20 protein-coding genes, 1 tRNA gene and 1 other RNA gene are annotated in these 26938 nt (G+C 54.1%); 19 read left to right on the forward strand and 3 right to left on the reverse strand.

Annotated elements, in window-relative coordinates:
• Positions 1-30: 30 nt before the first annotated feature.
• A complete protein-coding gene (gene betI / locus ACGK9R_RS04930; protein ID WP_394578813.1) occupies positions 31-615 on the reverse strand; it encodes a transcriptional regulator BetI in 585 nt (194 codons plus the stop codon).
• A gap of 212 nt (positions 616-827) precedes the next feature.
• On the opposite strand from betI, the gene ACGK9R_RS04935 reads away from it, so the two are divergent.
• The 19 genes from ACGK9R_RS04935 (at position 828) to ACGK9R_RS05025 (ending at position 24672) form a co-directional block, all read left to right on the forward strand.
• A complete protein-coding gene (locus ACGK9R_RS04935) occupies positions 828-1757 on the forward strand; it encodes a choline ABC transporter substrate-binding protein (RefSeq protein ID WP_394578814.1) in 930 nt (309 codons plus the stop codon).
• Between the two features lie 114 nt (positions 1758-1871).
• Positions 1872-1948: transfer RNA gene (locus ACGK9R_RS04940), tRNA-Met, on the forward strand.
• Positions 1949-2000: 52 nt separating this feature from the next.
• An RNA gene (gene ffs, locus ACGK9R_RS04945) (signal recognition particle sRNA small type) lies at positions 2001-2097 on the forward strand.
• Positions 2098-2216: 119 nt separating this feature from the next.
• Positions 2217-2816: a DUF1819 family protein gene (locus tag ACGK9R_RS04950; RefSeq protein ID WP_394578816.1), complete on the forward strand. Its 600-nt coding sequence runs from the start codon at positions 2217-2219 to the stop codon at positions 2814-2816.
• A gap of 162 nt (positions 2817-2978) precedes the next feature.
• Positions 2979-3602: a DUF1788 domain-containing protein gene (locus tag ACGK9R_RS04955; RefSeq protein WP_394578818.1), complete on the forward strand. Its 624-nt coding sequence runs from the start codon at positions 2979-2981 to the stop codon at positions 3600-3602.
• 113 nt (positions 3603-3715) lie between these two features.
• Entirely contained in the window at positions 3716-7399 is a 3684-nt protein-coding gene (brxC, locus tag ACGK9R_RS04960) for a BREX system P-loop protein BrxC (RefSeq protein WP_394578820.1), read from the forward strand.
• Positions 7400-7510: 111 nt separating this feature from the next.
• Positions 7511-8962, forward strand: a complete 1452-nt coding sequence (locus ACGK9R_RS04965; RefSeq protein WP_394578822.1) for an ATP-binding protein — start codon at positions 7511-7513, stop codon at positions 8960-8962.
• Positions 8959-12645: a BREX-1 system adenine-specific DNA-methyltransferase PglX gene (gene pglX, locus ACGK9R_RS04970; RefSeq protein ID WP_394578824.1), complete on the forward strand. Its 3687-nt coding sequence runs from the start codon at positions 8959-8961 to the stop codon at positions 12643-12645. Before ACGK9R_RS04965 ends, pglX begins: the two co-directional genes overlap by 4 nt.
• A 45-nt stretch (positions 12646-12690) precedes the next feature.
• Entirely contained in the window at positions 12691-13218 is a 528-nt protein-coding gene (locus ACGK9R_RS04975; protein ID WP_394578827.1) for a hypothetical protein, read from the forward strand.
• 38 nt (positions 13219-13256) lie between these two features.
• A complete protein-coding gene (locus ACGK9R_RS04980; RefSeq protein ID WP_394578829.1) occupies positions 13257-14213 on the forward strand; it encodes a DarT ssDNA thymidine ADP-ribosyltransferase family protein in 957 nt (318 codons plus the stop codon).
• 1 nt (position 14214) lies between these two features.
• Entirely contained in the window at positions 14215-14910 is a 696-nt protein-coding gene (locus ACGK9R_RS04985) for a DUF6977 family protein (protein ID WP_394578831.1), read from the forward strand.
• Positions 14907-15191 (forward strand): hypothetical protein, encoded by a 285-nt coding sequence (locus ACGK9R_RS04990; protein WP_394578833.1) that lies wholly within the window; start codon positions 14907-14909, stop codon positions 15189-15191. Before ACGK9R_RS04985 ends, ACGK9R_RS04990 begins: the two co-directional genes overlap by 4 nt.
• Positions 15192-15383: 192 nt before the next feature.
• Complete coding sequence (locus ACGK9R_RS04995; RefSeq protein ID WP_394578835.1) at positions 15384-16223, forward strand: fructosamine kinase family protein; 840 nt, start codon at positions 15384-15386, stop codon at positions 16221-16223.
• 147 nt (positions 16224-16370) lie between these two features.
• Entirely contained in the window at positions 16371-19001 is a 2631-nt protein-coding gene (gene pglZ / locus ACGK9R_RS05000) for a BREX-1 system phosphatase PglZ type A (RefSeq protein ID WP_394578838.1), read from the forward strand.
• 72 nt (positions 19002-19073) lie between these two features.
• Positions 19074-21170 carry a protease Lon-related BREX system protein BrxL gene (gene brxL, locus ACGK9R_RS05005; RefSeq protein ID WP_394578840.1) on the forward strand — a complete coding sequence of 699 codons (2097 nt, stop codon included), beginning with the start codon at positions 19074-19076 and terminating at the stop codon, positions 21168-21170.
• Between the two features lie 153 nt (positions 21171-21323).
• Positions 21324-22517 carry a peptidoglycan-binding protein gene (locus tag ACGK9R_RS05010; RefSeq protein WP_394578842.1) on the forward strand — a complete coding sequence of 398 codons (1194 nt, stop codon included), beginning with the start codon at positions 21324-21326 and terminating at the stop codon, positions 22515-22517.
• Between the two features lie 225 nt (positions 22518-22742).
• On the forward strand, positions 22743-23504 hold the full coding sequence (locus tag ACGK9R_RS05015; protein WP_394578844.1) for a DUF3750 domain-containing protein: 762 nt from the start codon (positions 22743-22745) through the stop codon (positions 23502-23504).
• Positions 23505-23578: 74 nt separating this feature from the next.
• Positions 23579-23977 (forward strand): antitoxin Xre-like helix-turn-helix domain-containing protein, encoded by a 399-nt coding sequence (locus ACGK9R_RS05020; RefSeq protein ID WP_394578846.1) that lies wholly within the window; start codon positions 23579-23581, stop codon positions 23975-23977.
• Entirely contained in the window at positions 23971-24672 is a 702-nt protein-coding gene (locus ACGK9R_RS05025) for an RES family NAD+ phosphorylase (RefSeq protein WP_394578848.1), read from the forward strand. The genes ACGK9R_RS05020 and ACGK9R_RS05025 overlap by 7 nt, the downstream gene beginning before the upstream one ends.
• Before the next feature lie 15 nt (positions 24673-24687).
• Here ACGK9R_RS05025 and mntR read toward each other — a convergent pair whose 3' ends face one another.
• Both mntR and ACGK9R_RS05035 read right to left on the reverse strand, forming a co-directional pair.
• A complete protein-coding gene (gene mntR, locus ACGK9R_RS05030; RefSeq protein WP_394578850.1) occupies positions 24688-25164 on the reverse strand; it encodes a manganese-binding transcriptional regulator MntR in 477 nt (158 codons plus the stop codon).
• A 214-nt stretch (positions 25165-25378) separates the two neighbouring features.
• Complete coding sequence (locus ACGK9R_RS05035) at positions 25379-26770, reverse strand: GntP family permease (protein ID WP_394578852.1); 1392 nt, start codon at positions 26768-26770, stop codon at positions 25379-25381.
• Positions 26771-26938: the final 168 nt, after the last annotated feature.

Below are 26938 nucleotides of genomic sequence, written 5' to 3' on the forward strand. Positions count from 1 at the left end.
GGGTAACGTAACGGTCAATGATGAAAAAACTTAAAGTTCGAGCAGCCGGTCGCACTGGGTCAGCGCCAGCCGTCTTGCCGCCTCGGCGTCGAGCCCTTGGGGGGCGAGGGCACCGCGCAGCCAGAGGCCGTCGATCATCGCCGCCAGCGTGCCGGCGGCGTCCTGGGCCTGGGCGCGGGGCATGACACGGCAAAACTGGTGGCACAGGTTCGAGTAGAGGCGCCGGTCGTTGATGTTCTGGAGCCTGGCGAGCGCCGGGCGGTGCATGCTGCTGGCCCAGAAGGCGAGCCAGGTTTTCGCCGCCGGCCCCGTGACCTGGCTGCGATCGAAGTTCCCTTCGATGATCGCGCCAATCTGTGCGCGGGGCGACGTATCACTCAAGGCCTCGCGACGCCGGGCCACCGCCTCGCTCAGGTCGGTCAGAATCTGGCGCATGGTGGCTTCCAGTAGACCGTCCTTGCCGCCGAAATAGTGGCTGATGATCCCGGCGGATACGCCGGCGTGACGGGCGATCCGAATCACCGTCGCCTCGGCCAGGCCCACTTCGTCGATGGCCGCCATGGTCGACTTGATTAGCTGCTCGCGGCGTATTGGCTCCATTCCCACTTTAGGCACGGCGATCTCCTTACCGGTTGGCGGCGAGGCCGGTTATCGTCTTGAAAAGCGGGCCTCGTCGTGATTACCTGTGTATGGTGGCATTTTTTTATTGAACGTTCAATCAATAAAAAGTTCCTGTTGATCTTCGCTTTCGGGTGGCTCGACAATCGACCGGGTAAAAGACGACAGAACGAAAGACGATACGCACACTTCAACAAGGGAGATGATGAATGGGTCATTCAAACATGATGAAACTGGGTGCACTGGCGCTAGCCACCTTGCCGGCGGCGGCGCTGGCCGACGAATGCACCACCGTGCGCTTTGCCGAGGTGGGCTGGACCGACATTACCGCGACCACCGCGCTTGCCAGCGAAGTGCTCGAGGCGCTGGGCTACACCCCGCGGGTGGATACGGTGTCGGTACCGATCGCCTACGCCGGTATGCGCAATAACGACTTCGACGTGTTTTTGGGCAACTGGATGCCGTCGATGGCGTCGATCAGCGACCCCTACGTGGAAGATGGCGACGTGGTGCGCCTTACCCAGAACCTGGAAGGGGCAAAGTACACCCTCGCCGTGCCGCAGTACGTATATGACGCCGGCGTCACCTCCGTCGAGGATCTGGCCGAGCACGCCGACGAGTTCGAGCGGCGCATTCACGGTATCGAGGCGGGCAACGATGGCAACGAACTGATCGAACAGATGATCGCAGACGACGCCTACGGTTTGGGCGACTGGCAGGTGGTCGACTCCAGCGAAGCGGGTATGCTCTCGGAACTCAGAACCCGCGTGCCCAACGAAGAGTGGATGGTGTTTCTCGGCTGGGAGCCGCACCCGATGAACACCAACTTCGACATGGCGTACCTGGCGGACGCTGACGACTACTTCGGCCCGGACCTGGGCGGTGCGACGGTTTATACCAACACCCGCGCCGGTTTCGTCGAAGAGTGCCCCAACGTTGGCCAGCTTCTTCGTAACATGAGCTTCACGCTCGAGATGGAAAACGAGCTGATGGCTTCGATCATGGATGACGGCGTGGCCGCCCGCGACGCCGCCAACGCCTACCTGAAAGAGCACGACGACGTGCTCGAAGCCTGGCTCGACGGCGTGACCACCCGTGAAGGCGACGAGGGACTGCCTGCCGTGCGCGAGGCGCTGTAATCCCCGCACAGCCGAAGTTTCATGGGTTTTAGCTAGTTAGCGAGAAGGGCAGGCCATTTTGGCTTGCCTTTTTCATCCGCAATAGGCATACTCTGCACCCGCTGATGAGGCAAAGGCTACGTAGCTCAGCTGGTTAGAGCACATCACTCATAATGATGGGGTCCCCTGTTCAAATCAGGGCGTAGCCACCACATCACGCAGGATACAGTCGGCTTTCAAATGTCTGTATCACTATGGTGGCCCCTTGGGTCCTCCCGCAACGCGAAGCTGCAAACCCCGCCAGGCCCGGAAGGGAGCAACGGTAGTGGTGGATGCGTGTGCCGGGATGTGGCTTTTGGGGCCGCCTCCATTTCCGCTATACCCTTCTTGTATTTCGTCTGTCTGGCTTTGTAGTAAGGTGTTCAATAGGTTTTAAACACACTTTTTCGGTTTTACAAATCAACGGCAACAGAGCGCTTTGTGACTTCGTTTAGCTACAACTCAGACCTCATTGGCGGTGGGCTGATGGTGCGCGAAAGCCGTGCCGTTGCCAATTTGCTGCTGTCTGATGCCGATGAAGAGCAGTGGAGCCAAGCAATCATCGTTGATAACTGTTTGCAGAAAAACCGACCAGCGACGGCCAAGCGTGCAGGGCAAGCGATTCGCAAGCGCTTAGAGAAGTTGGAGCCACCGTTTTGGCAAGCGCTGCGCGATGGCGATGACCAGCTCGCCACGCAGGTGTCCTTTTGTGCGGCTATGGCACGTAATCTTCTACTCGTCGAATTTCTTGAAAGTGTTGTTACAGATGCGTTCTTAACCCAGGCGGAGGCGCTTCAGTCCTACCGATGGGATGAGTTTTTAGCCGAGCGTGCCCACCGTGATAACGCAATCGCAGGGTGGGCGGAAAGCTCCAAACGTAAAATGGGGCAGGTGGTGTATCGTATGCTGGCGGAAGTCGGCATATTGGCGTCCAGTCGCTCGCGCAAGTTACGGCCCCTGCTGCTGCGTCCAGAACTAAAAAGCTTGCTTGAAACCTACCAGCATGTCCGCTTGAGTGCCTGTTGTCGCTTGCTGAGATAAGTGCTCATAGTATATGCCTGCTTGTCAAAAGCCGTGGCTTCTTCAAAACGCGACTAAGTAGATCTTGCAAGCTATGTAGCTGGCGGCATAGTCTTGCTCAATCAGCCGTTTGCATTAGAAAGCCTCTCGCATCCAACATGCCTGAAACAGGGACGCATCCGCATGTCACAGAGTGATCAGTACCCACCCCTCGGCGGTTTTAACCACCACGAGGATGATCAGCTACGGGCGCGTTTGAACCAGGTTGCTGAAAAAATCACGCGGCCCGATTTTTTAGCGGGCCAAGGGCTGGGTAACGAAATCGGCTTTTGGATTTTTGATTACGCCCCTGAACATGAACTCCAGGTGCGTGCCTACCTGAATTTCCTCCCCTCGTTAATGGCACGCCAGCACCCCGATATTAAAATAGCGCAGGTCAATCTGCTGGAAGTGCTAAAGGATTACCTGACCGGGCGCGGCTTCCTGGATAAAGCCATTGTCATGCAAAAAAGCAAAGGTGATGCGGCACTGCTCAAGGCGCTGCGTGGGCCGCTGCACATGGATAAGTTTGTGCCGTACCTTATCCAACACTCCTTGTTGCATGAACCCGATATCGTACTGCTCACCGGTGTTGGCAGTCTATGGCCCATGGTGCGAGCGCACAGCTTATTAAATGCGCTACACGGGCCGCTCGGTCATAAGCCGCTGGTGTTGTTCTATCCAGGCCGTTACGACGGGCAGACGATGTCGTTGTTTAAGCGGATAGAAAGCAATAACTACTATCGTGCGTTTGCGCTTGTGCCCTAGCGCAACGGATGACGTTATTCCGTGTACTACGTTCGCTTGGTGAGTCGTGGTCTTTGATATCGCGGTACCTCCTGACTTGAAACACCCAGGGTTTACATATTTATAGGACTGATATGCACATTCAAGAGCTCTTCCTCAAACCGCTTAGCCGGTCAATCAACGGCGTGGTCAAGGCCGACCAGCGTGACCAGGAAACCATCTACCAAGAGCTGGATGAGTATGTCGTCACCAACGAGTTAGAAAAGCACTTTCGCGCTTTTTTTGAATCTTACACCACCCCTTTAGGTGACCCCTCCATCGCCAATCGCGTGGGCGTTTGGGTGAGTGGCTTCTTTGGGTCGGGTAAATCTCACTTTTTGAAAACGCTCTCTTACCTGCTTGAAAATAAGGAAGCGTTTGATGCCAACGGTAATGCCAAGCGGGCCGCCGACTTTTTTGATGAGCAGAAGCTGGTAGACGGCTCTATCCGGGCAGACATCGCCAAGGCTGTCCGTGAACCGACCCATGTGGTGCTGTTTAATATCGACAGCAAGGCCAGCTCCAATGACGATGGCAACCCCATCCTCAACGTTTTCCTGCGCGTGTTTAACGAGCACCAAGGCTTTAGTTCCGACTACCCGCACATTGCCCACATGGAGCGCCACCTGAAAAAACGCGGTGTGTATGAGCGCTTTAAGCAGGCTTTTAACGAGGCCAGTGGTGTGGTGTGGGAAGACGAGCGAGACGGCTATCAGTTCTACCAGGACGATATCGAGCAGGCGATTGGGGCGGCGCTCGATCTCTCTCCTGAAGCGGCGCATAAATGGTTTGAGGAATCTGAAACCAACTTCAGCGTTTCGGTAGAGAACTTCTGTCACTGGGTGAAAGAGTTTTTGGAGTCGCAGTCAGCGACCCAGCGCATGGTGTTCATGGTCGATGAAGTGGGCCAGTTCATTGGCAGCGACACGCGTTTGATGTTGACTCTGCAAACGCTCACCGAAAACCTTGGCACGATTTGCGGTGGGCGTTCCTGGATCGTGGTCACCTCCCAAGCGGATATGGATGCCGTGCTAGGCGAAATGACCGCCTCAAAAGCCAACGATTTTTCCAAAATCGCCGGACGCTTCAAAACCCGCTTATCGCTCTCAAGCTCCAACTCTGACGAAGTGATCCGAAAGCGCCTGCTGGTGAAAACCGACCCGGCACGCGCCGAGCTGGAAGGCGTGTTTGAGGCCAAAGGCTCCATTCTGCGTAACCAGCTGACCTTTGACCGCTCTGGCCCCACGCTAAAAAACATCGAAGGCGCCGAGAGCTTTATCGCCAACTATCCTTTCGTGCCGTACCACTTCCAGTTGGTGCAAAAAGTCTTTGAAGAGATCCGCAAGGTAGGGGCAACGGGTGCTCACTTGGCCTATGGCGAGCGCTCAATGCTCGATGCGTTCCACATGGCTGCCAAAGCCGTGCAAGAGAAGACGATTGGCGCGCTGGTGCCGATGCACTGCTTCTACACAGCGGTAGAAGGTTTTCTCGATACAGCGGTGAAGCGCACCATTGATCAGGCCAGCGAAAACCCCGTATTAGAAGCGTTTGATGTCGAAACCCTGCGCACGCTATTTATGATCCGCTATGTGGATCTGGTCAAAGGCACGGTCGATAACCTGGTAACGCTCTCACTGACCCAAATCGACGATGACCGCATAGCCATTCGTGAGCAGCTGGAAGCCACCCTGGCACGGCTGGAAAAAGAGAGCCTGATCACCCGCAACGGCGATGAGTACCAGTTCCTCACCAATGAAGAGCGTGACATCACCCGAAAGATCAAAGCCACGGAAGTCACCAGCAGCGACGAGAACAAAGAGCTTTCCAGCCTGATCTTCAAAGACTCGTTCCGTGACCGCAACAAATACCGCTACCCGGTCAACAAAACCGACTACAGCATTGGCCGCTACCTGGATGGCCACACCCTGGATGGCCGCTACCAGAGCCAGCTAAGGGTGGAGGTGGTCTCACCGCTGGATGTGGAGTACGTACAGCTAAGCGACGCGGGCTGCATTCACAAAAGCGGCGATAACGGCGGGCAGGTGCTGATTAAACTGCCCGACGATAAGCGTTTTACCGATGAACTGCGCACCCTGCTGAAAACCGATAAGTTTATCCGCCTGAACCTATCGGCTAACGACCACAGCGTAGAGCGCATTCTGGCTGACCGTGGCCGTGAGAACCAGGAGCGCAAAAAGCGCCTGCGAGTGCGTTTAGAAGAGATGCTGCTGGATGCGGACGTTTACGCGCTTGGCCAGAAGCTAGATCTCAACCGCAACCAGTTGAATACCCGTTTGGATGAGGCCTGCTGCTATCTGCTGGAAAACACCTACAACAAGCTGAGCCAGCTCACGGCGCTTAGCCCTGAGCCAATGCGCGAGCTGCAGGCCGTATTAACCGCCGATGACCTGGGCACCCAGAACCTTAACCTGGAAGGCGAGGAGGGCAACGCCCAAGCGGTGAAAGAGGTAGAGCAGTATATCTCGCTACATGGCGGCGAACCGGTGCCACTGAACCCGCTGATTGAGCGCTTTAGCAACCGACCCTTCGGCTGGCCAGAAGGTGAAACGCTGCTGATTCTGGGTCGCCTGCATGCCGCTGGGCGCTTAACCTTCCACACCGCTGGCCCCGCGCTCAGCGGTAAAGAATCCTTTGAGCTACTCAATAACGCCCGCCGCCGCAGTGAAGTGCGCCTTCAGAAAAAGCGCCAAACCGAAGATGCAGTGCTCAACAAAGCTCGTAACCTCACCAAAGAGCTATTTGGCCAGCTAGGCCCCACCAGCGAAAAAGAGCTGTTTACCTATTACGTAGATCGCTTATCCCACTGGCGACGTGAGCTAGAGGCGTACAAAAGCAAAACCGACGTGGGCAACTTCCCTGGATGCAACGCCATTGATAGCTCACTGCGGGAAGTGGAGCGTTTGCTGCGTTTAGACGATAGCTTTGATTTCTTCAAAACTGTCGCCAGCCAGCAAGACACGCTGCTCGATGTTGAAGAAGACTACCGCGATCTCAACGACTTCTTTACTAAGCAGCTCACCACTTGGCAGCAGCTAGAACAAGCGCTCAACCGGTTTGCGGTGAACCGCCTGGAGCTTGAGAAAAACACCCAAGCCCAGCAAGCGCTGGCCGAGTGTGAGCGTATTTATCGCGCCGAAGCGCCTTACGCCATGCTTAACCAGGTGGATGGCTTAGTACGTACGCTTGATGAGGTGAACAACCGCCTGGTAGAGGAAAAACGCCAGCACGCCATTGCCCGTATCGACACGCGCATCGCCAAAGTAAGCGCAGAAATAGCCAAAAGCGGCATTGGCACCGCCGAGCTCAGCAACCGCTTGCTGCACCCGCTGCAGCAGCTTAAAGCCTCGGTCAGTCAATCGGTCAGCGTCGCGCAAATCTACCAGCTGCAAACCGAAACTGCCGTTGAATTAGAAGAAGAAAGTTTGGATGCGCTTCACCACGCCCAGGCTGAGGCGGCCAAGCGGCAGCCGCCTGCGCCTGCGGGAAACACCACAACACCGGCTCCAACATCAGAGAACGCCAAGCCAGCCCCACAAACGGCATTACGTGATAAAACGTACGACCCGCATACCGAAACAGCACCGGCGGCGGTAAATGCCCCCAAACCCGTGGTAAGAGTGCGTGTAAGCGACGTACTCAGCCGCGTGCATAGTGGCGTGTACCTGGAAAGCCAAGCCGAGGTGGATGCGTTTATGGACGAGCTGAGAAAAGAGCTGGAACGGTCACTTTCAGCGGGCAAACGTGTACAGGTGCGTTAGTGCTCGAACGATTTTTGTTGACACGGCCAATATGCCTGTTCACTGCCGTCCCGCGTCCTGGGACGCGGGACAGCGAAGCGGAAAGAAACATGAAAAGTCAACGAGACACCTATGACCACCGCAACCATTGAGCAGCGTTTAAGCGAGCCAGAAGGCAAGCAGCTTGAGTTCAAGCGCGACCTATCATCGCCAAAGCCTCTGATGAAAACACTGGTCGCCTTTGCCAATACGGCTGGTGGCCAGTTGATCATTGGTGTTGACGATGATGGTACCGTGCTAGGCGTGGATGATCCGCTGGATATGGAAGAGCGCCTTACCAGCATGATCGCGGATGCCATTCACCCTCGGCTATTACCCAATATTGAACTGGTGAGCGTGGGCGAACATACCCTGGTGTGTATTGAGGTGTTTTTGAGTAGCGCACGCCCACACTTTTTCAAAGCGTTTGGCGAAGAAAACGGTGTGCTGGTGCGGCTCGGTTCCAGCAATCGGCAGGCGGGGTTGGCGCTCATCCAGGAAATGCAGCGCCAAGCGAGCGGAACCACCTTTGACGTTCAGCCCATGCTTGAACTGAGCCGTGACGACCTTGACCAAAACGCCATACAGCAAGCCTTCAGCAGCGAACAACTGCTTGATGACAATAAGCTTCGCACGTTACGGCTACTTGTCTCGTATCAAGGTCGCCTGGTACCCAGCGTGGGCGGAATTTTGCTGTTTGGCCGCGAGCGCCAATGGCACTTTGAAGATGCCTGGATTCAGTGCGGCCGTTTTCGCGGTAACGATAAGGTCGAGATTTTCGACCAGACAGATATTCACGCGCCGTTACCCCAAGCAGTTGATGACATCGAGCTGTTTCTTAAAAAACATGCCTTCAAGCAGGCAGAGTTTGGCGCTATGCGTCGCCGCGATGTGTGGAGTATCCCGCTGACCATCCTGCGTGAAGCGATTATTAACGCCTTGGTACACAGCGACTACTCCCAACGCGGCAGCCCCATACGCATTGCGTTTTATGACGACCGTATCGAGATTGAAAGCCCAGGGCTACTGATGCCCGGCATGACGATTGAAGACATGAAACGCGGCGTTTCGATGATTCGCAACCCAGTGATTGCCCGCGTATTTCGTGAGCTTGGCCTGATTGAGCAGTGGGGCAGCGGCGTAAAGCGTATTTTTGCCGAGGCTGCCGCCCAAGGGCTGCCAGAGCCACGCATTGAGGAGGTGGCCAACCGGCTACGCTTTATTGTGCCGCTTGAACAACGGCATGCTGGACAAGTAATGACCCAGTCACGGCCCGAGTCACGGCCCGAGTCACGGCCCGAGTCAAGTCTGGCCGATAAGATACTTCAATGCCTGGTCGACCGGCCCCTGGGTAAAGCCGAGATTGCCAAGGCCCTTGGTCACAAGGGCGTTTCGGGGCAGCTGAAAAGGCAAATGACGTGGTTTCAGAATCAGCAGCTTATCGAAATGACGCTGCCCGAAAAGCCCAATAGCCGCCTTCAACAGTACCGCTTAACGCCTAAAGGCCAGCGCTTTTTGCAAGACACTTTCAAGGATTCACAATGAACACCGGCAACATCAAAAAATACGCCCCCAAAGCCCGCGCCCGTTTTATCGACACCATGACGCGCCAAGCGGCCCGGGTGGGCATTAGCCCCGATGGCAAAGGTGGCGCTTTGATTGCCCCCCTGGAGCTAAAGGGCGATGTGTTGGTGATGACCGCCCAGGATGGCCAAACCCACACCGTGCCCGCCCACCAGAAAGGCGCACGGGAAGCGCTGGCCGCGTGGGTGCAGCGCGATGGGTTTACCCAAGCGATAGAGCAGGCCGCCTACAGCTGGTTTAACCGCCTGTGCGCCATTCGCTATATGGAAATTCACGGCTACCTGGACCACGGCCGCCGCGTGCTGAGCGGGGCAGGGGGCGAAGCCGGGCAATACCAACTGTTGGATGAATGCTTAGAGGTGGATTTACCAGGGCTGGACACCGCCCGCGTTCACGAGCTAAAGCTCGACGGCACCCAGGATGAAACCCTCTACCGCGAGCTGCTGCTGGGCCAGTGCCACGCGCTGCACGAGGCCATGCCGTTCCTGTTCGAGCCGCTGGACGACGCCAGCGAGTTGCTGCTGCCCAACAACCTGACCAAAACCGATTCACTGATCCGCGAGCTGGTCGAGGCGATTCCCGAAGAGGACTGGCAGGATGTAGAAGTGATTGGCTGGCTCTACCAGTTCTACATCAGCGAGAAAAAAGACCAGGTGATCGGTAAAGTGGTGAAAAGCGAAGACATCCCCGCCGCCACTCAGCTGTTTACCCCCAACTGGATCGTGCAATACCTGGTACAGAACTCGGTAGGCCGCCAGTGGCTGCAAACCTACCCAGGCTCGCCACTCAAGGCCGAAATGCCGTACTACATCGAGCCCGCCGAGCAGGAGCCCGAGGTACAGGCACAGCTGGACGCCATCACCCCGGCCAGCCTCGACCCCGAGACCATCAAGGTACTCGACCCCGCCTGCGGCTCCGGCCACATTCTGGTGGAAGCCTACAACGTGCTGAAGGCGATCTACGAAGAGCGTGGCTACCGTACCCGCGATATTCCCCAACTGATTCTGGAAAACAACCTGTTCGGCCTGGACATCGACGACCGCGCCGCCCAGTTGGCAGGCTTTGCGCTTTTAATGAAAGCCCGCGAAGACGACCGCCGGATTTTAACCCGCAACGTGCGCATGAACGTGCTGGCCATGCAAAGCAGCCAGCACCTGGATACCAAAACTTTATGGCGAGATCTCAACCTTACCGGCGACTGGCACCAGGGCCAATCCCAAAGCCTGTTTGATAGCGAGCAGCAAGACCTATCTAGCAACGACGCCACTTACAAGCTGATGGCCGACTTAATTGAGCGCTTTCAAGATGCCAAAACATTCGGCTCGCTGATTGAAGTGCCCCATGAATGGGAAGCACCGCTGAAAGCACTGTTGGAGGAACTAAGCGAGCTCACCAACAGCGGCGATATGATGCAAAAAGCTGCCGCTCAGCGGTTGGTGCCGGTAGTGCAGCAGGCTTGGGTATTGGCGCAGCGCTACAATGCGGTAGTGGCGAATCCGCCGTATATGGGCAGTAAAGGCATGAATAAGGCGCTGAAGGACTACGCCAAAAACGCCTACCCCAACAGCAAGTCGGATCTGTTCGCGATTTTTATGGAGCACGCTTTCAGCCTGCTGACCCCGCAGGGCTACAACGCCCAGATCAATATGCAGTCGTGGATGTTTCTCTCCAGCTACGAAAAGCTGCGAGCATGGCTGATGGAAAAAACCACTATAATTACTATGGCCCACCTTGGCGGCAGGGCTTTTGACAGCATCAGCGGAGAAGTCGTATCTGCCACCGCTTTTGTGATGGAGAAAATAGCGAAGCCTAACTATTGTGGTGTTTATTTACGGCTCGTGGATGGAAAAAGCGAAGCTGAAAAGAGCGCTTCACTACTAGAAGCCGCCCAAAGTCGCGAATGCAACTGGCTATATGAAGCAAAGCCGAGTGATCTGATAAAGATACCCGGCAGGCCGATAGCTTATTGGATTGACGATGTTACATACAACAATTTCATATCCATGGGCGCTATCGGTGATATCGCAGAAATTAAAGTGGGCATGCACACGGGGTCAAACGAGATATTTGTCCGATATTGGCACGAGGTGAGCTTCGGCAACATACAGCTAAATTGCAAAAATAACCAGGAATCAATCACTTTTGATGCCAAATGGTATCCTTATAATAAAGGTGGGCAATGGAGAAAATGGTATGGAAACAGAGATCTAGTTGTTAACTGGGGGGGGCAGGGAGATGATATTCACAGATTTCATGGCTTACCCAAGGATTATAATGGCGCTCCAGTAAGAGCCAAAAAATATCAATTCAAAGAATCTATAACTTGGTCAGATATCGCAACAAAAAAGTTCGCAGCCAGGTACTCTCCTGCTGGAAGCATGTTTGACGTAAAAGGGTCTTCAGCTTTCATGGATAAAGAAAAGCTGAATGATGTTCTTGCGCTGATGTGTTCTCCCAAGATTGTAGAGTTTATGGAAATGCTCAACCCTAGCTCGACATTTCAAGTTGGAGACATAGCAAGAGTTCCTTTTCCAAAGCATGGGTTTGGCTCAGAAAAAATCAATTCCAACGTGACGAAGGCAATCGATATCTCCAAAGAAGATCATGATGAGAGCGAGCTTTCTTTCGAATTCAGAGCAAACTCATTAGTCTCACAAAAAAACTATAGAAGTTTAAAAGAAAGTTTTCTCGCTCTTGGTAAAAAGCATGGAGATAGATCAGAAAGCCTGCTTTTTATAGAGAGGGAAAACTACTCGCTAATTTGTCAAGACTATGGCTCTCTTGCTAAAAAAATGGTTGCCGTAGAAGATATATCTCTGAACTCAAATTTGTATTTTAATAACAAGGGGGGCTACTCTTCTGCTTATGAAAAATATCTAACCGGGATAGTTGCTGACCTTGCATCATATTCGGTTGGCTGCATGGTGGGCCGATACTCTTTGGACAAGCCCGGCTTGATTCTCGCCAGCCAGGGAGAAACCGTCCGCGACTACCTAGCCCAGATCCCCGCGCCTAGCTTTGCCCCAGATGATAACGCCATCATCCCGCTCACTGATCAGGAATGGTTCCCCGACGACGCCACCAACCGCTTCCGCGACTTCTTGCGCACCGTCTGGGGCGAGGTACATTTGCAAGAAAATCTCGATTTCGTCGCCGAAAGCCTCTGCCTTCACGCCATCAAACCCAAGAAAGGCGAGGCCGCGCTGGACACCATCCGCCGCTACCTCAGCACCCAGTTCTTCAAAGACCACCTGCGTACCTACAAAAAACGCCCCATCTACTGGCTGTTTTCCTCCGGTAAGCAGAAAGCCTTTGAGTGCCTGGTCTACCTGCACCGCTACAACGAAAGCACCCTGGCCGAGATGCGCACTGACTACGTCATCCCGCTCACCACCAAGCTCGCCAGCTACGTGGAAAAGCTAGAGCAAGACAAAGACGCCAGCACCTCCGCCGCCGAAGCTAAAAGCATCGAAAAAGAGCTAAGCAAGCTCTACAAGCAGCAAGCCGAACTCAACACCTTCGATGAGAAGCTGCGCCACTACGCCGACCAGCGTATCTCGCTGGATCTGGATGATGGGGTGAAGGTGAATTACGGCAAGTTTGGGGATTTGTTGGCGGAAGTGAAGCAGGTCGTTGGAAAATAATTAAAATTATAATTGGATAGATAATAAAAGAAAGGGAGTGGGGAAATGTACGAAAAAGCTGCATTTGTGTTTTGGACAACGCTAGGTCTCTATCTAGTAACACTGTTTACAGTGACGTATGTTGGAGTCTACCTAACGTACATAGCGATTCCATTTATTACGCTATCTGGTTTGGTGATGCTTATTGCTAAACCTGCTGCCAAAACGCAGCAATACATAGATGAATCAAAGCGTGTTGCCAGCAATACACTAAGTGCTGTTCAGGAAGGCATTAATGTTTTGGACGCCGAAGCTGAGAAGCAGGTTGAAAAAACAAAGGCCAAGTTGATAGAAGTAAAGAAGGAGCGTGAGCTAAAAATACGGTCTATTATCATGCAAGATGTTGCAAGAAAAAAACAAAAAGCTGAAGAAGCTAAAAAAATGGCTAAGGATGGTAGGCTGTCTTATGACAGCTATATTAAATTAAATAACTCGATAGATGAGGATGTTGTCAAGCTTTATGAAGCTTTAGATAAAAGCCCAGAAAGCTTAATTTCCTTTTTTGAATCCAAGTATTTGGAAAAAGTTTCTTAAACTATTACATTAAGACCACTATTAAAGGATGGGTTTTTATGTTGGCGTTTTTAGTTATTCTGGTCATTTTGTTTTTTGTTTGGGTTTATGAGCTAAACAGCTCTGAGAGATATGATAGGGGAGAAACGTCTTATAAAAAGTCAGGCAGTCCTGCTGTAGATGCTATGCCTGATTTGGAGCGTCGTGAAGCATTGCTGCGAATAAGTCGTTTGTCTCAGGAAATGCAAGATAAAGAGTCAGTAAATAGCCTTTTTGTGGAGAATAAGCCTTCACTTGAAGTTGATGATAATGAAAAAAAAGAGGTGTGTGCTGTCACCCAAATAGAGAATGATAGTGCAACTAATTCTAATTCATGTGTATTTGACAAGATAAATGAAATAAAAGATTTTGTAAGTGTCAGGGAGATACCATATCTGGTGCATTTTACACAGGCATATAATATACCCAATATAATTTCTAATGGATTGTTAACAAGGACGGCGTTGGATGTTAGTGGAGCTAGTTATGTATATAACGACGCCCTTAGGCTGGATGGAGTAAGGGAATCAGTATCTTTATCAATTGGTTTTCCAAACTATAAAATGTTTTATAAGTATCGTTGCAAAGATCCTAGTATTACTTGGGTTATGCTAGTGATAGACAAGTCGGTGCTGTGGGAAAATAATTGCCTATTTTGCAAATACAATGCAGCAGACAGGCGAATGATTTATAAAGATAAACGTAGCTTGGGGACTGTTTCGGCACTCAAAGAAATGTACGATGATCTGGACGATGCTTCAAGATCTTTACTTCCTTTAGCTACGTATGACCCTACTAATCCTCAAGCAGAAGTGCTTTCTTTGGATAAAGTCTCTGCTGATAAGATTAGCGCATTCATTTTTGATTCCAAAAGTGCCATGGATCAATTTGATTTTTATTATCCTGGGAAAAATTCATTTGTCGATGCCAGTTTTTTTTCGTCACGAGAATATTCTAGAAAAAGAAGGACTGCATGATATGGCGAAAAGGCCTCTTTTTATACCTGTGAAAACTGGTTGTGTACCAGGTGTTGAGATCTTTGAGATTGATTTTCAATGGTTTCCTGGTATGTCTAAGTCACAAAAGCAGAAGTCAGTATTGTCACTTCATGAAGCTAGTGAAAAACATGGATTTTCACCAATACTTGAAGTGTCAAGTAAGTCATTGCATGAAGTGGGAGTATCGTTAAGTGCGTTCAATTTGATGATTGAGACAAATAATAAAAAGCGATTTTTTTCAGTTGAGTCTGCATTTCAGTCGAGTAAGGTATTTGAGAAAGGTGGACCTTATAGAGATTTGCTAGATAAAAGTTCAAGAGAGGCAAAGAAAGATCCAAGACTTAAAGAGTCAGGTGAAGTAGTCAGTTTTAATTTTTTTGGAAAAAACTTCCCTATCGAGCCGAAGACTTTTTTTTATGATTGGCTGTATATCAATGCCTTGCAAAAAAATAAGCATTTATCTGAAAAAATTGTAGGCTTTTCTGCATTTACAGATATTGAATTTAATCCCGTTAAATCAATTAACTGTCAAGCTTACTCGTTGGCATTGTATGTTTCTATGGTGCACATGGGTGTGTTAGAGAAAGCGCTTTCTTCCTCAGAAAGTTTTTATAGTTTTATTTCAGATAGAAATGAAAAATCAAAAAGAGAGCCATTACAGGGGAATCTTCTATGAAAGTTAGTATGGTTTTAGCCTTAGTTTCTGTATTCGCTTCTGCGGAATTATTTGCACATGATCGTTGGCAGGCTAGCCACAGTTGCTTTAAACCTATCAAGCCTTATGAGTTTCAGTCTCAGTGGGAAGTAGATATGTTTAATAATGAAGTAGATATGTATCGTATTTGTATACAGCAGTTTGTAAGTGAGCAAGAGGATGCGATACGCAACCACTCTAGAGCTCTCGACGAAGCAATTGATGAATGGAATGATTTCGTTAATTATGAACTGAATATGTAGTTGGTTTTAGAGAGCACTTCCGTCAGGCAGTTCACAACGGCCAATTAGATATGCAAGCCATTGTGGATGTTATACGCCGCGCTATCGCACTGGTGAAAAGCCTAACGAGCGAGCCTTCGGAGTAAGGTTGTCTGTCTTGGCTTTCGGTTTTTCGGCACTGAGTTAAGCGTGGATGTTTATGAGAGCTAGCGTATGAATCACACGCTCACCGCATTGTTACACGAAGCAGGGCTTAGCCCCCAGGGTGCGCTTCAACCGCTTAGTGGTGGTGATAGTGCAGCGACGTATCGGCTACAGACCCGTGGGGGGGATGTGGTGGTGAAGAGCGATCACCCCGCTCGATTAGCGAGTGAGGCCGATGGGTTAAAGGCGCTCGCCAACGCTAATAGCGGCTTGTTGGTGCCGGCGGTGCTTGCCCAGCAGGGGGAGTGGCTGGTGATGGAGGCGTTAGAAACAGTACCTCACCGCCATGGCGATGAGGCAGCATTAGGGGAGGGGCTGCGTAAGCTGCATGGGTTTTTGGGGAGCGAGCACGGCTGGCCCCGCGATAATGCCTGCGGTAAAACGCCCCAACCCAATGCGCCCATGAAGGATGGCCGCGCTTTTCAGCGCGAGCGACGTTTGTTGCCGCTCATTAACGCCTGCTATGACCAGGGGCTGTTGGATCACGGATTGCGTCAACGCCTTGAAACATTGGCTCACGGCTTAGAGCGATGGCTGCCGGATGCTTCACCCCGCTTAGTTCACGGCGATTTATGGTCGGGCAATGTGCTGTTCACGCCCCAAGGCCCCGCGATCATTGATCCTGCTGTTTACCGCCACTTTCCAGAGGTGGATCTGGCGATGTTGACGCTGTTCGGCTCGCCCGGTTCGGCTTTTTTTGAGTCGTACTGGAATGGCAGCGCCCCCGATGATTGGCCAAGGCGAGAGGCGCTTTTTCAGCTCTACCCGCTACTGAACCATCTGCTCCTGTTTGGAGAAAGCTACCGACCCCCGGTTGAACGTGTGGTCTCCCGGCTGGAAACATACTGAGCGTAGCGCGCCACTGACTCGGCGCTTTTCATACTGCGCGTGATAGAATTCGGCCATTATCTTACGTTTTATTAATCACTGATTACCCGCAGGGATGAACAGCGCCTTTCAGTGCGCTGATCTATGCGGTATGGGCAAGGAGTCTAGATGCAGCTCGAACAACTCCAGCAGGGCTTACAACACGCCTTCTTCACCGACCGCCATCGGATTGTCTTCTGGTACGACGCCCCTGGCCACTTTGCTGAGTCGCTCAGCGAGCTTGGGCTGGAAGGCGTTCAGGTGATCAACATGGCGGGGGAGTCTACCCTTGGTGTGAAGCTACGCCTGGAGCTGGAAGAGCCGGAAATGCCCACGCTGCTCTACTTTCCCTCTGCCGAGCCGGCCCCAGAAGAGGACTGGCTGCTGGATATCAAGCTGTACTCTGGCCGCTTCTATGCCGACCGCGTCTCAATGATTTTCAACGAGCTGGGCCTAACACGCCACGTACTGCGCGAGCACTTGGCGCAGCGGCAGGCGTTTTTAGCCAGTCGTAAGCGTATTGAGGCCCTGAAGCGTTTGGTCACGCCTTCTATTAGTGAAGATGAGCTGGATTTGGCGATGCTGGCCGTGGTGGTCGGGGCAACGTCAATTGACGTCGCCACGCTGCTGTTTCATCTGGCTGAAGAAGCGGTAACAGACGAGCTAGGGTTAGAGGCCAACCCAGCGGCGTTGGTCGAGGCCGAGAAGTACGCCTTGGTGCCTGCGTGGGTGCGCGCCCTGCAGGCTGAGGTGGGTTACCCCGCTAGCCAAGCAGAACTCAGCGGTGAAGCGCCGCTGAACTTCGGCCAGCTAATGCTGCGGTTATTGATTACCGGCTACTGCGAGAGCATTTCTGATATTCCTGACTGGGCGCGTCAGGTGGCCATTCCCTCTGTTAATGCGCGTGCATCTTCGCGGGCGCTACTCACTCGCTGGCGGGATAGTTCGCGCTTTTACCCCGCGTTTGATGTGATCTCCGGGTGGGTGGCGGATGCCCAGCGCATTGATGACAAGCTGCAGGATGTGCCGTTAGAGCAGCTAAGCCATGTGGCGACGTTTGAGGTGGTGGAGAAGCAGATCATTGTCGATCTCTGCCAGGCGATACCCACAGCGGATGCCCGCGACCTGAAACTGTTCGACAGCATCATTGTGGCGCGCCTGGACGGTTATTGGGCATCGCGGCATAAAAACGATGCCCGCCGCGAGCGCTATCGGCAGCTGTATGCCGCACTGACGGCAGCGATTGCGCTGTTTAGCCTGCGTCACCAGCATGCTAAAGGCTTTCATTACGAGAGTGTTGAGGCGCTCTACCACGCTTACCAAACAGATCTCTACCGTTTTGATACCGCCTATCGCCATTATGCCGTGGCGTCTGATGCCACCGGCGTGGAGCTGCTTAAAAACCTGGATGCCGCTGTTGAGCGCTGTTATGACGAGTGGTTCCTGGGCCAGCTCACCCGTAACTGGAGCGAGCGCGTGGAAGCCGAACAGCGGCTCACTCATTGGAAGTTGCCCAATATCCCCAGCCAGCAACACTTTTACCGCGACTGGGTGCAGCCCCAGCTAGGCGCTAGCCGTCAAAAGCGTGTGGTGGTGGTGATTAGCGATGCTTTACGCTATGAAGCGGCACAAGAGCTGCGTGAGCGCATTAATGCCAAGCGCTACAGCGAAGCAACGTTAAAAAGCCAGTTGGGTGTGGTGCCTAGCTACACCACGCTGGGGATGGCCTCGCTGTTACCGCACCGAGAGCTCAGCTACCAGCCGGGCAGCGATACGGTGCTGGTGAACGGCCAATCTACCCAGGGTACAGCGAACCGCAGCAAGTTACTTAAAGCCGCGCTAGGCGGGGAGGCGTTAGCCGTGACCGCCGAGGACGTAAAAGGCTGGAGCCGTGAAGAGGGGCGCGAAAAGGTCAAAGGCGTGCAGCTGATGTACGTTTACCACAACGTGGTGGATGCCCGTGGGGATGCCGCTAACACCGAAAGCGAGACGTTCGCAGCGGTGGAGGATGCCATTGATGAACTGGATCAGCTGACCCGTAAAATTCTCATGCACTTGAACACCAGCACGGTGCTGGTCACCGCCGATCATGGTTTCCTGTTCCAGCGCAGCGCGTTGGATGCTACCGACCGCACGGCGCTGTCAGACAAGCCAACGTCGGCCTTCAAAAGCAAAAAGCGCTATGTGCTGGGCGAGTCGCTGCCCGATAACTCCAGCGTGTGGCACGGCCATACCCGCGATACCGCAGGCACTAACTGCGACACCCAGTTCTGGATACCTAAAGGCGCGCACCGTTTTCACTTTGTCGGCGGGGCGCGGTTTGTACATGGGGGCATTATGCCCCAGGAAATTGTGGTGCCGGTGCTCACCGTGCAGCAGCTGCGGGGTGAAAAGGTGGAAAAGCGTACCAGCCGCAAGGTGGAAGTCATTTCACCCAAGGCATCGCTGAAGATGGTTAATAACATTCAGCGTTTTGACCTGCTGCAAACCGAAGCGGTCAGCGAGCGCCTCCGCCCGGTCACGCTGTCGGTGGCGATTTACGCGGGCAGCGAGGTGGTTTCCAGTGAAGAGGTCGTGACCTTCGATAGCGCAAGCGACAATATGAACGAGCGCATGAAGTCGGTGCGCCTCTCGCTATCAGGCACGTCATTCGACCGTAAAAACGACTACTTCCTGGTGCTGCGCGATAAAGATCTGGGCACCGAGCGGGAGCGCTACCGGGTGGTGATTGATCTCGCGTTTACGGATGATTTTTTCTAGGCCCGTCATCAGCTGGGAAGCTTTTATGTTTGTGCATTGTGCTTTTTTCGTCGTTCAGGAGTGACCGCCCACATGGATTTTGACTCATCTTCCGCCACGCACGTGACCGATGCCCTTCAGGATGCCCTTCAGGACGCTGATCTGGATACGCTGCTCAACACGCACTTTGCGGGTCGCGTGGTGCGTAAGGATCTCACCCAGCGCGTGAAAGAGGGCGCTAATGTGCCCGTGTATGTGCTGGAGTACCTGTTGGGTATGTACTGCGCCTCTGACGATACCGACGTGATCGCTAAGGGGTTAGAAAACGTCAAGGCGATTTTAACGGATAACTACGTTCGCCCGGATGAAGCGGAGAAAGTGAAATCCATCGTACGTGAGCGCGGCAGCTTCAAGGTGATTGATCGTGTCACGGTGCGTCTGAATGAGAAAAAAGACCGCTATGAAGCGGCGTTCAGTAACCTGGGCATCAAAGATGCCGAAATCTCTGCAGGCATTGTTAAAGAGCACGAGAAGTTGCTGGTAGGCGGTATTTGGGTGATTGCCACGCTCAGCTACTTTCATGAAGAGGGGCAAACAAGCTCGCCGTTTGGCGTTAGCCTGCTCAAGCCGATTCAGATGCCCCACATGAACATGGACGAGCTGTTTGAAGGGCGTCGTGGCTTCACCAATACTCAGTGGCGTGAAGTGCTGATTCGCTCGATTGGTATGGAACCTGCCGAGTTGGATGAGAGCGTGCAGTGGCATCTGCTGGCCAGGATGATTCCGTTTGTCGAGAACAACTATAACGTCTGCGAGCTAGGACCGCGGGGCACCGGCAAAAGCCATATCTATAAAGAGTGCTCGCCCAACAGCATTTTGGTCTCCGGCGGGCAAACCACGGTGGCTAACCTGTTCTACAACATGAGCTCGCGGCGCATTGGCCTGGTGGGTATGTGGGACTTGGTGGCGTTTGATGAAGTGGCCGGCATCTCGTTCAAGGATAAGGACGGGGTGCAGATCATGAAGGATTACATGGCCTCTGGTTCTTTTGCCCGTGGGCGCGAGCAGATGGAAGCCTCAGCCTCGATGGTATTTGTGGGCAACATCAACCAAAGCGTGGAGTCGCTGGTGAAAACCAGCCACCTATTGACGCCATTTCCCGAAGCCATGATTGATGCCGCCTTTTTTGATCGCTTCCATGCCTATATTCCCGGCTGGGAAATCCCCAAGATGCGGCCCTCGTTCTTCACTCAGCGCTATGGGTTTATCGTTGATTACCTAGCCGAATTTTTCCGTGAGATGCGTAAGCGCAGCTTCGCCGATGCTATTGATCGCTACTTCTCGTTGGGTGACAACCTCAACCAGCGTGACGTGATCGCGGTGCGTAAAACAGTGTCGGGCCTGCTGAAGCTGATGTTTCCCCATGGCGGCGGTTCACAAGGGCTGATGAAAGACGATGTACGCGATTGCCTGGAATACGCCATGCAGGTACGTCGCCGCGTGAAAGAACAGCTGAAAAAGATTGGTGGCATGGAGTTTTACGATGTCCACTTCAGCTACATCGACAAAGAGACCCTGGAAGAGCACTTTGTGTCGGTGAAAGAGCAGGGCGGTGGCGGCCTGATTCCAGAAGGCCAGGGCAAGCCAGGCGTGGTGCATACCATTGGTCTCAGCGATAAAGGCATGCCGGGGGTTTATCGCATCGAAATGCAGGTAACCGCAGGCAGCGGCAAGCTGGCCATGTCAGGGCTCTGGAACTCCACCGCCGCCAAAGAGCAGGTCAAAATGGCATTTGATTACTTCAAGGCCAACGCCAGCCGCATCAGTGGTGCCCGCAAGGCGTTGGAGCATGATTTCCACCTTCATGTGGTCGATCTACAAAATAGCGGCGTTTTGCGTGACCTTTCGCTCGCCAGCTTGGTCGCGTTTTCCTCAGGCCTGGTAGGTAAACCTACTCAAAGCCAAATGGTCGTGCTGGGCGATATGAGCCTAGGGGGCAGCCTGAAACCTGTCGAAAGCCTAGCGGAATGCCTGCAGGTTGCCTTTGATGCCGGTGGAAAGCGCATCACCCTACCCATGAGCAGCGCCATGGATATTCCTACCATCCCCGGAGAGTTGTTCACCAAGTTCCAGACCAGCTTCTATGCCGAACCGATTGATGCAGTGGTCAAAGCGCTTGGGGTGGATTAAGGTTAATGAGTTATTTGGCTTAGTCTCTGTGTATTAAAAACCAGCCCATGTCTAGGAGGAGTTAACCTCTATGTATCGGATGCGTAAGCTCGCTACGGTTTTTTGCTTAATTCCTGCTTTTCCGGGGCGGTCTTTGCCGAAGCAGGTGCTTCATTGGGTTCCGAGATCGCTGCGCTTAATGACCAGATTGCTGATGCTGATGCAACGCTTGCCTCTTATGAAGGCGGCTTAATCAAGACACTTGCCCAAACCCGTCGAGAAGCATTGCTGTTACTGCGAGCAACGATTGAAGCCCGCCAACAAGCAGAAGTAGGTGGAGCCTCATTAGAAATTACTCTTCCAGCAGTTGAGCCCGATCCAGAGCGCGCTGAGCAGCTTTTGGGAGAAATGGCATCTCAACAATTACGCGTAGAGGCTGCCGAAGATGAGGCTGCATCCTCAGGTGGCTTGATTCAAGCTGTTGCTTTGAGTCGTGTTCAAACAGAAAAGCTGACTTTAGCTCAGTTGCAGATGGGCTATTATCAGGCTCGTTACGGTATTGCGTTTCCTGCAATGAACCGGCCTGTTCAAGCGGAAAGCGTCATGTCTGAAGAACGTGCTGACAGCACGATGGTTGATACAGCTGAAAGCCTGCCTTGGGCTAATCCTGATTACCCAAATGTTGATTATAGCTTGGCACCTTTCGAACAGGCCTATGAGGAAGGTTACCGGATAGTAGGATGGTGGACTGTTGAGGAAGAGCTCGCTGCTATTGACGATAGTCCGCGATTTATTGCAATTAACTATTCAGCATATGAATCAGGTAATTTTAGCGGCTTGACCGCGCTTGTTGCACAGTGCCGTGAAAGGGAAACATCATTCGTATTCTTGCAGGATGATTTTTTGAGAGGTGATTTTCGCCGCAATACGCTGGACGTCACTTACCGAATTGATACATTACCGGCTGAGTCGACGCGCTGGGGGCAGCTTACCTCCAATAAAGGAGCCGGTCTTTTCGGTAACGAAGCAGAGTCGCTACTTCGTCAAATATACAACGCTAAAAAATTCTTTACCCGGATAACGGATAGCAACGGCCAACGTCACGATGCCGAATTTGACCTTGCAGGTGTCCAGGATCCGATCGATACCGTTGCCGCAGCGTGCGGTTGGACAACGCTGGATCTTACCCAAGATGACTATCGGGCTATTCAAACGATGCTTAACGCTGGCGGTTTTGATGCAGGAACACCGGATGGTGTTTGGGGATCTGGTTCAAGGAGTGCAATGCGTAGTTTCCAAGAGCAGCAGGGCCTCACTCCTACAGGAGCAGCGGATCGCCAAACGTTGCAAGTGTTGGGCGTAGAGTGAAAATTGTTAGCATCATGACGTTATCAATATTGTGGGGAATAATGTTAACTATTAGGTAAACATTTCTCGAATTCCGCTATAGAAAATTAGAAAACATAAACTGCCGAGTTTTAAAGGAAGGTTTATTGCATTTACCTTTAAGAGTAATTTTTACTTTTTATGTTATTGGAGCAGGCTCCGCGCGAATTCGTTAAAGCGAGTTAATTCTCCTTATCGAGACACCCCATGAAAACGCTGCTTCTCTGGTTCTTGAGCTTGATCCTCCTTTTGGCATTGCTGCTGGCAGGCCCCGCGTGGCTTTTATTGACCGACCGGGTCGAGACCGGCGGCAGCTGGTCCAGCGCCAATCGCGACTCCGCGGGGCTTGCGCCGCTGCCCGAGGCCTACGCGCCAGCGGTGGTGCAGGTGTACGCCGCTCGCGCTTTTAGCTGGCGTGGGGCGTTTGGCGTGCATATCTGGATTGCCGCCAAGGAGGCGGGCGCGGATAGCTATCGGCTGCATCAGGTGCTGAGCTGGCGCCGGCCGACGGTAGTGGCGTCGAGCGATACGCCGGATCGCGCCTGGTTTGGCCAGGCGCCGACGCTTTTGGCCGACTACCGGGGGGATGCCGCCGCGCGGCTGATTCCGCAGATTGCTGATGCCGCGTCGCGCTACCCGCAAGCGGATCGCTATCGCGTCTGGCCGGGGCCGAACAGCAACAGTTTCATCGCCTGGATGGTGCGCCAGATCGACGGTTTCGATGTGGTGCTGCCGGTCACGGCGGTGGGCAAGGATTATCTCTTCGGCGGTTTCTGGGCGCCGGTGCCCAGCGGTACCGGCTATCAGTTCTCGCTTGGTGGCGTATTCGGCGTAATGTTCGCGATTGATGAGGGCATCGAGTTGAATCTACTGGGGCTGAGCCTGGGGGTCGATGTGCTGCGCCCGGCGCTCAAGCTTCCCGGGATTGGGCGCATCGGGCTTGCGCGCCCGGTCATTGAGCGCGAATAAATGGTCGCGAGTCTTGTTTGCAGATACTTTTTCGATGAATTAGTATTTGTAGATAACTGCTTTGGAGATTCGCGATGCAAACGGCTAGCGACTTATCGACCAATAAGGCCGCGGCGGCGGCAGGCTTGAAAGCCGCGGTGCGCATTCTCGACAGGTGGCGGGCGAGCGGCGAGCAGGGTGAGGCGATTCTGCGCGTGTCGCACTCCACCTACGCGCGCGCTCGACGTGGCGACCTGACCGAAATCAAACTCGATAGCGACCAGCTCACGCGCATCAGCTACCTGCTCAACATTCATGCCGCGCTGCGTACCCTGTTCGAGAACCCGGAGAACGTCTACGACTTCGTCAATCTGGTCAATCACAGCCCTTACTTCAACGGCCGCGCGCCGCTGGAGGTGATCGGCGGCGGCGATTTTGGCGCTCTCTACGAGACCTTCAAGCGCATCGACAGCCTACGAGGCGCGCAGTGGTAGCGCCGGAGTCACTGGCGGTGCTGGCACCTCGGCGAGTCGAGGGCTACCGGCTGATCAACAGCAAGTTTCCACCGATTGCCCTGTTCGACGACGTCGCCGACGCCGAGGAGTTCGAGGCGCTCTACCGGCTACAGGCGATGACCAACCCACGCCTCAAGAATGAGCTTGGCGAGCTTTCGCTGCTGCCGTGTGATGAAATTCCCTTTCGCATTCGCGGCTGCTCTTACGCCGCGGCCGCCTTTACTCACGTCAACCCGAACGGCTCCCGCTTTAGCGACGGCAGCTTCGGCGTGCTCTACATCGCCGATACGCTCGCCACCGCCATTGCCGAGGTGAGTCACCATCAAAAAAGGTACTGGGAAAGAGTGGAAGGGCTTCGTTTCGAGCGCTTCGTGTTTCGCGGGCTGCGCTGTGCGTTCGACGAGCAGGGCTGTCGTGATGCGCTGGCACTAGCGCAGGACCATCCGATCTTCGATGCGCAGAGCTACAGCGCCTCGCGCGAGCTGGGTCATGGGCTCAAACGCGCCGGGGCGCCGGGGCTTCGCTACCGCTCGGTACGAAATGAAGGCGCGACCTGCTGGGCACTGATGACACCGCGCCACGTGGAGGAAATCGTGCAGACCACGCATATCGAGATGGTCTGGAACGAGGGGCTTACCCAGATCAATCGGCTTTCGGCGCTGGGGCCGCGCTGAGCCAAAACGCCGCTGTCAGCGGCTGTGTTCGTCGGTGAAGCGCTGCATGAAGGCGAGCGTCTCGTCGCTGACGTGGTGTTCCATGCCTTCGGCGTCGATGCGCGCTGTGCTATCGGGTACGCCGAGCGCGCGTAGAAAGTGCAGCACGATGTCGTGGCGCTCGCGCGAAACCTGCGCCATCCTTTTGCCTTCTTCGGTCAGAAACAGCGAGCGGTAGGGTTGGCTTGTGACCAGCCCCAATTCGTTCAGCCTACGAATCATTTTCGACACCGTGGCCTGACTGACTCCCATACGGTTGGCGATATCCGCTGCCCGTGCCTCGCCTCGATGATCCAGAAGATCGCCAATGAGCTCGACGTAATCCTCGATCAGCTCGGTTTCATGGGCGTTGCGCACCGTTTCGTACTGTCGGGCGTGCTGCTCTACGGGGGGGAGCGCGTCAAAACTAGGGCCGTTGCGCAGTGGGCGCTTGGGCGTGGATTCATCGCTCATGGTCAAGGCTTACTGCTGGTGAAGGAAAATATCCGTGGGGCGTAAGCGTATCGTATCGAGCATTGTTAGCAAAGGCTAAATTGTTTGATCGGGGCATCAGCTGCCGACACAACCTGACCAGGCCTAACCGACTACGAAACCGGGTGCATGGATTCATGCTACCCGGTCAAACGGTAAAGAATGTTGATCCGATGCAGGCTCCGCCGCGCTGACCTCAGAAATTGCCAAACAGCGTGCCCAGTGTAATCACGCTGGCAAGGGCGGCCAGCGGCAGTGCGATGGTGACCATCGCCACGTTGGCGTAGGACTGGCGATGGGTCAGCCCGCAAATGGCCAGCAGCGTGATCACAGCGCCGGAGTGGGGAAGGGTGTCCATACCGCCGGCGGCCAGGGTCGCGACTCGGTGCATCAGCTCCGGGTCGATGCCCGCCTGTTGCGCCATGGCCAGGTACTCATCGCCCAGGGTTTGCAGCGCAATCGAGAGCCCGCCGGAGGAGGAGCCTGTGATGCCGGCCAGCACGCTCATGGCGAGCGCCTCTGAAATGAGCGGGTTACCCGGCGAGACGTTGAGTACCGCATCGCGAATGATAGCAAAGCCGGCAAGACTCGCGATCACCGCGCCGTAGCCCACTTCGGATGCGGTGTTGAAGATCGGCAGCAGCGAGCCGAAGACCCCCTTGTTGACGGTCGCCTTGAGATCCGCCCAGTGGCGCCAGCGGGTAATGGTAAGCCAGGCAGCGGCGGCCAGCAGCGCGATCAGAATCGCCCAGAGCCCCGCCTGGTTCTCGGCCGAGACGTTGTCGAACGCCGCGTCGATGTAGCTCAAATCCATCGCCGGGAACACGCCGTAGGTAAACAGCGCGTTGAGCCCGATCACCATCACCAGCGGAATCAGCGCAAGCCCGAGCGCCATGGTGGCGGGCTCGTCTTCGCTCTGGTCGTCGCGCTCCTTCTCGGTATGGGTGCCGTAGCCCTCGCCGCTGGTGGCGGCCTTGCGCACCCGCGACTGAAGATAGACGATGCCCAGCCCCAGCATGATCAGCCCCGCGATCACGCCAAGGCCGGGGGCGGCGAAGCTGTTGGTGCCGAAGTGGGGAATCGGAATGGCGTTCTGGATCGCCGGCGTGCCGGGCAGTGCGGTCATGGTAAAGGTGAACGAGCCCAGCGCGATCGAAGCGGGGATTAAGCGCTTGGGCACATTCGCCTCGCGGAAAAGCTCGCGGCTGATTGGGTAGATCGCAAACGCCACGACGAACAGCGACACCCCGCCGTAGGTGAGCACCGCGCAGGCCATCACCACGGTCAGCACCACGTTCTGGGTGCCCAGCCGTTTGACGATACCCCTCGAGATCGAGTGCGCCGCCCCCGAGTCCGCCATCAGCTGGCCAAACAGCGCCCCAAGAATGAACAGCGGAAAGAACTGGGTGACGTAGCCGCCCAGCGCCCCCATGAACGTATCGGTATAGACCGGCAGCAGCAGGGCGGCGTCGCCGGAGAGCAGAACTGCCAGTGACGCCATGAGCGGTGCCAGCAGCAGTACCGAAATGCCCCGGTAGGCGAGAAACATCAGTAGAACGAGAGAAATCAGAATCGCCAACATGCTCATGAGCGTCAGGGCCTTGATCGAGGTTCAGTCGAGTGGGTCGCGCGAAAAATGAAGCCTAGGCACAATGCTGCAAGGCAGCAATCCCTTGCCGACTAAAGTCGTAGCGTGTTTTACGCCGCTGCCAGCCCCTGGACGCGCCTGCTCAAACGCGATCGATTCTGCTAATAT

Source organism: Halomonas sp. HNIBRBA4712, assembly GCF_043558675.1.
Taxonomy (GTDB): Bacteria; Pseudomonadota; Gammaproteobacteria; order Pseudomonadales; family Halomonadaceae; genus Vreelandella.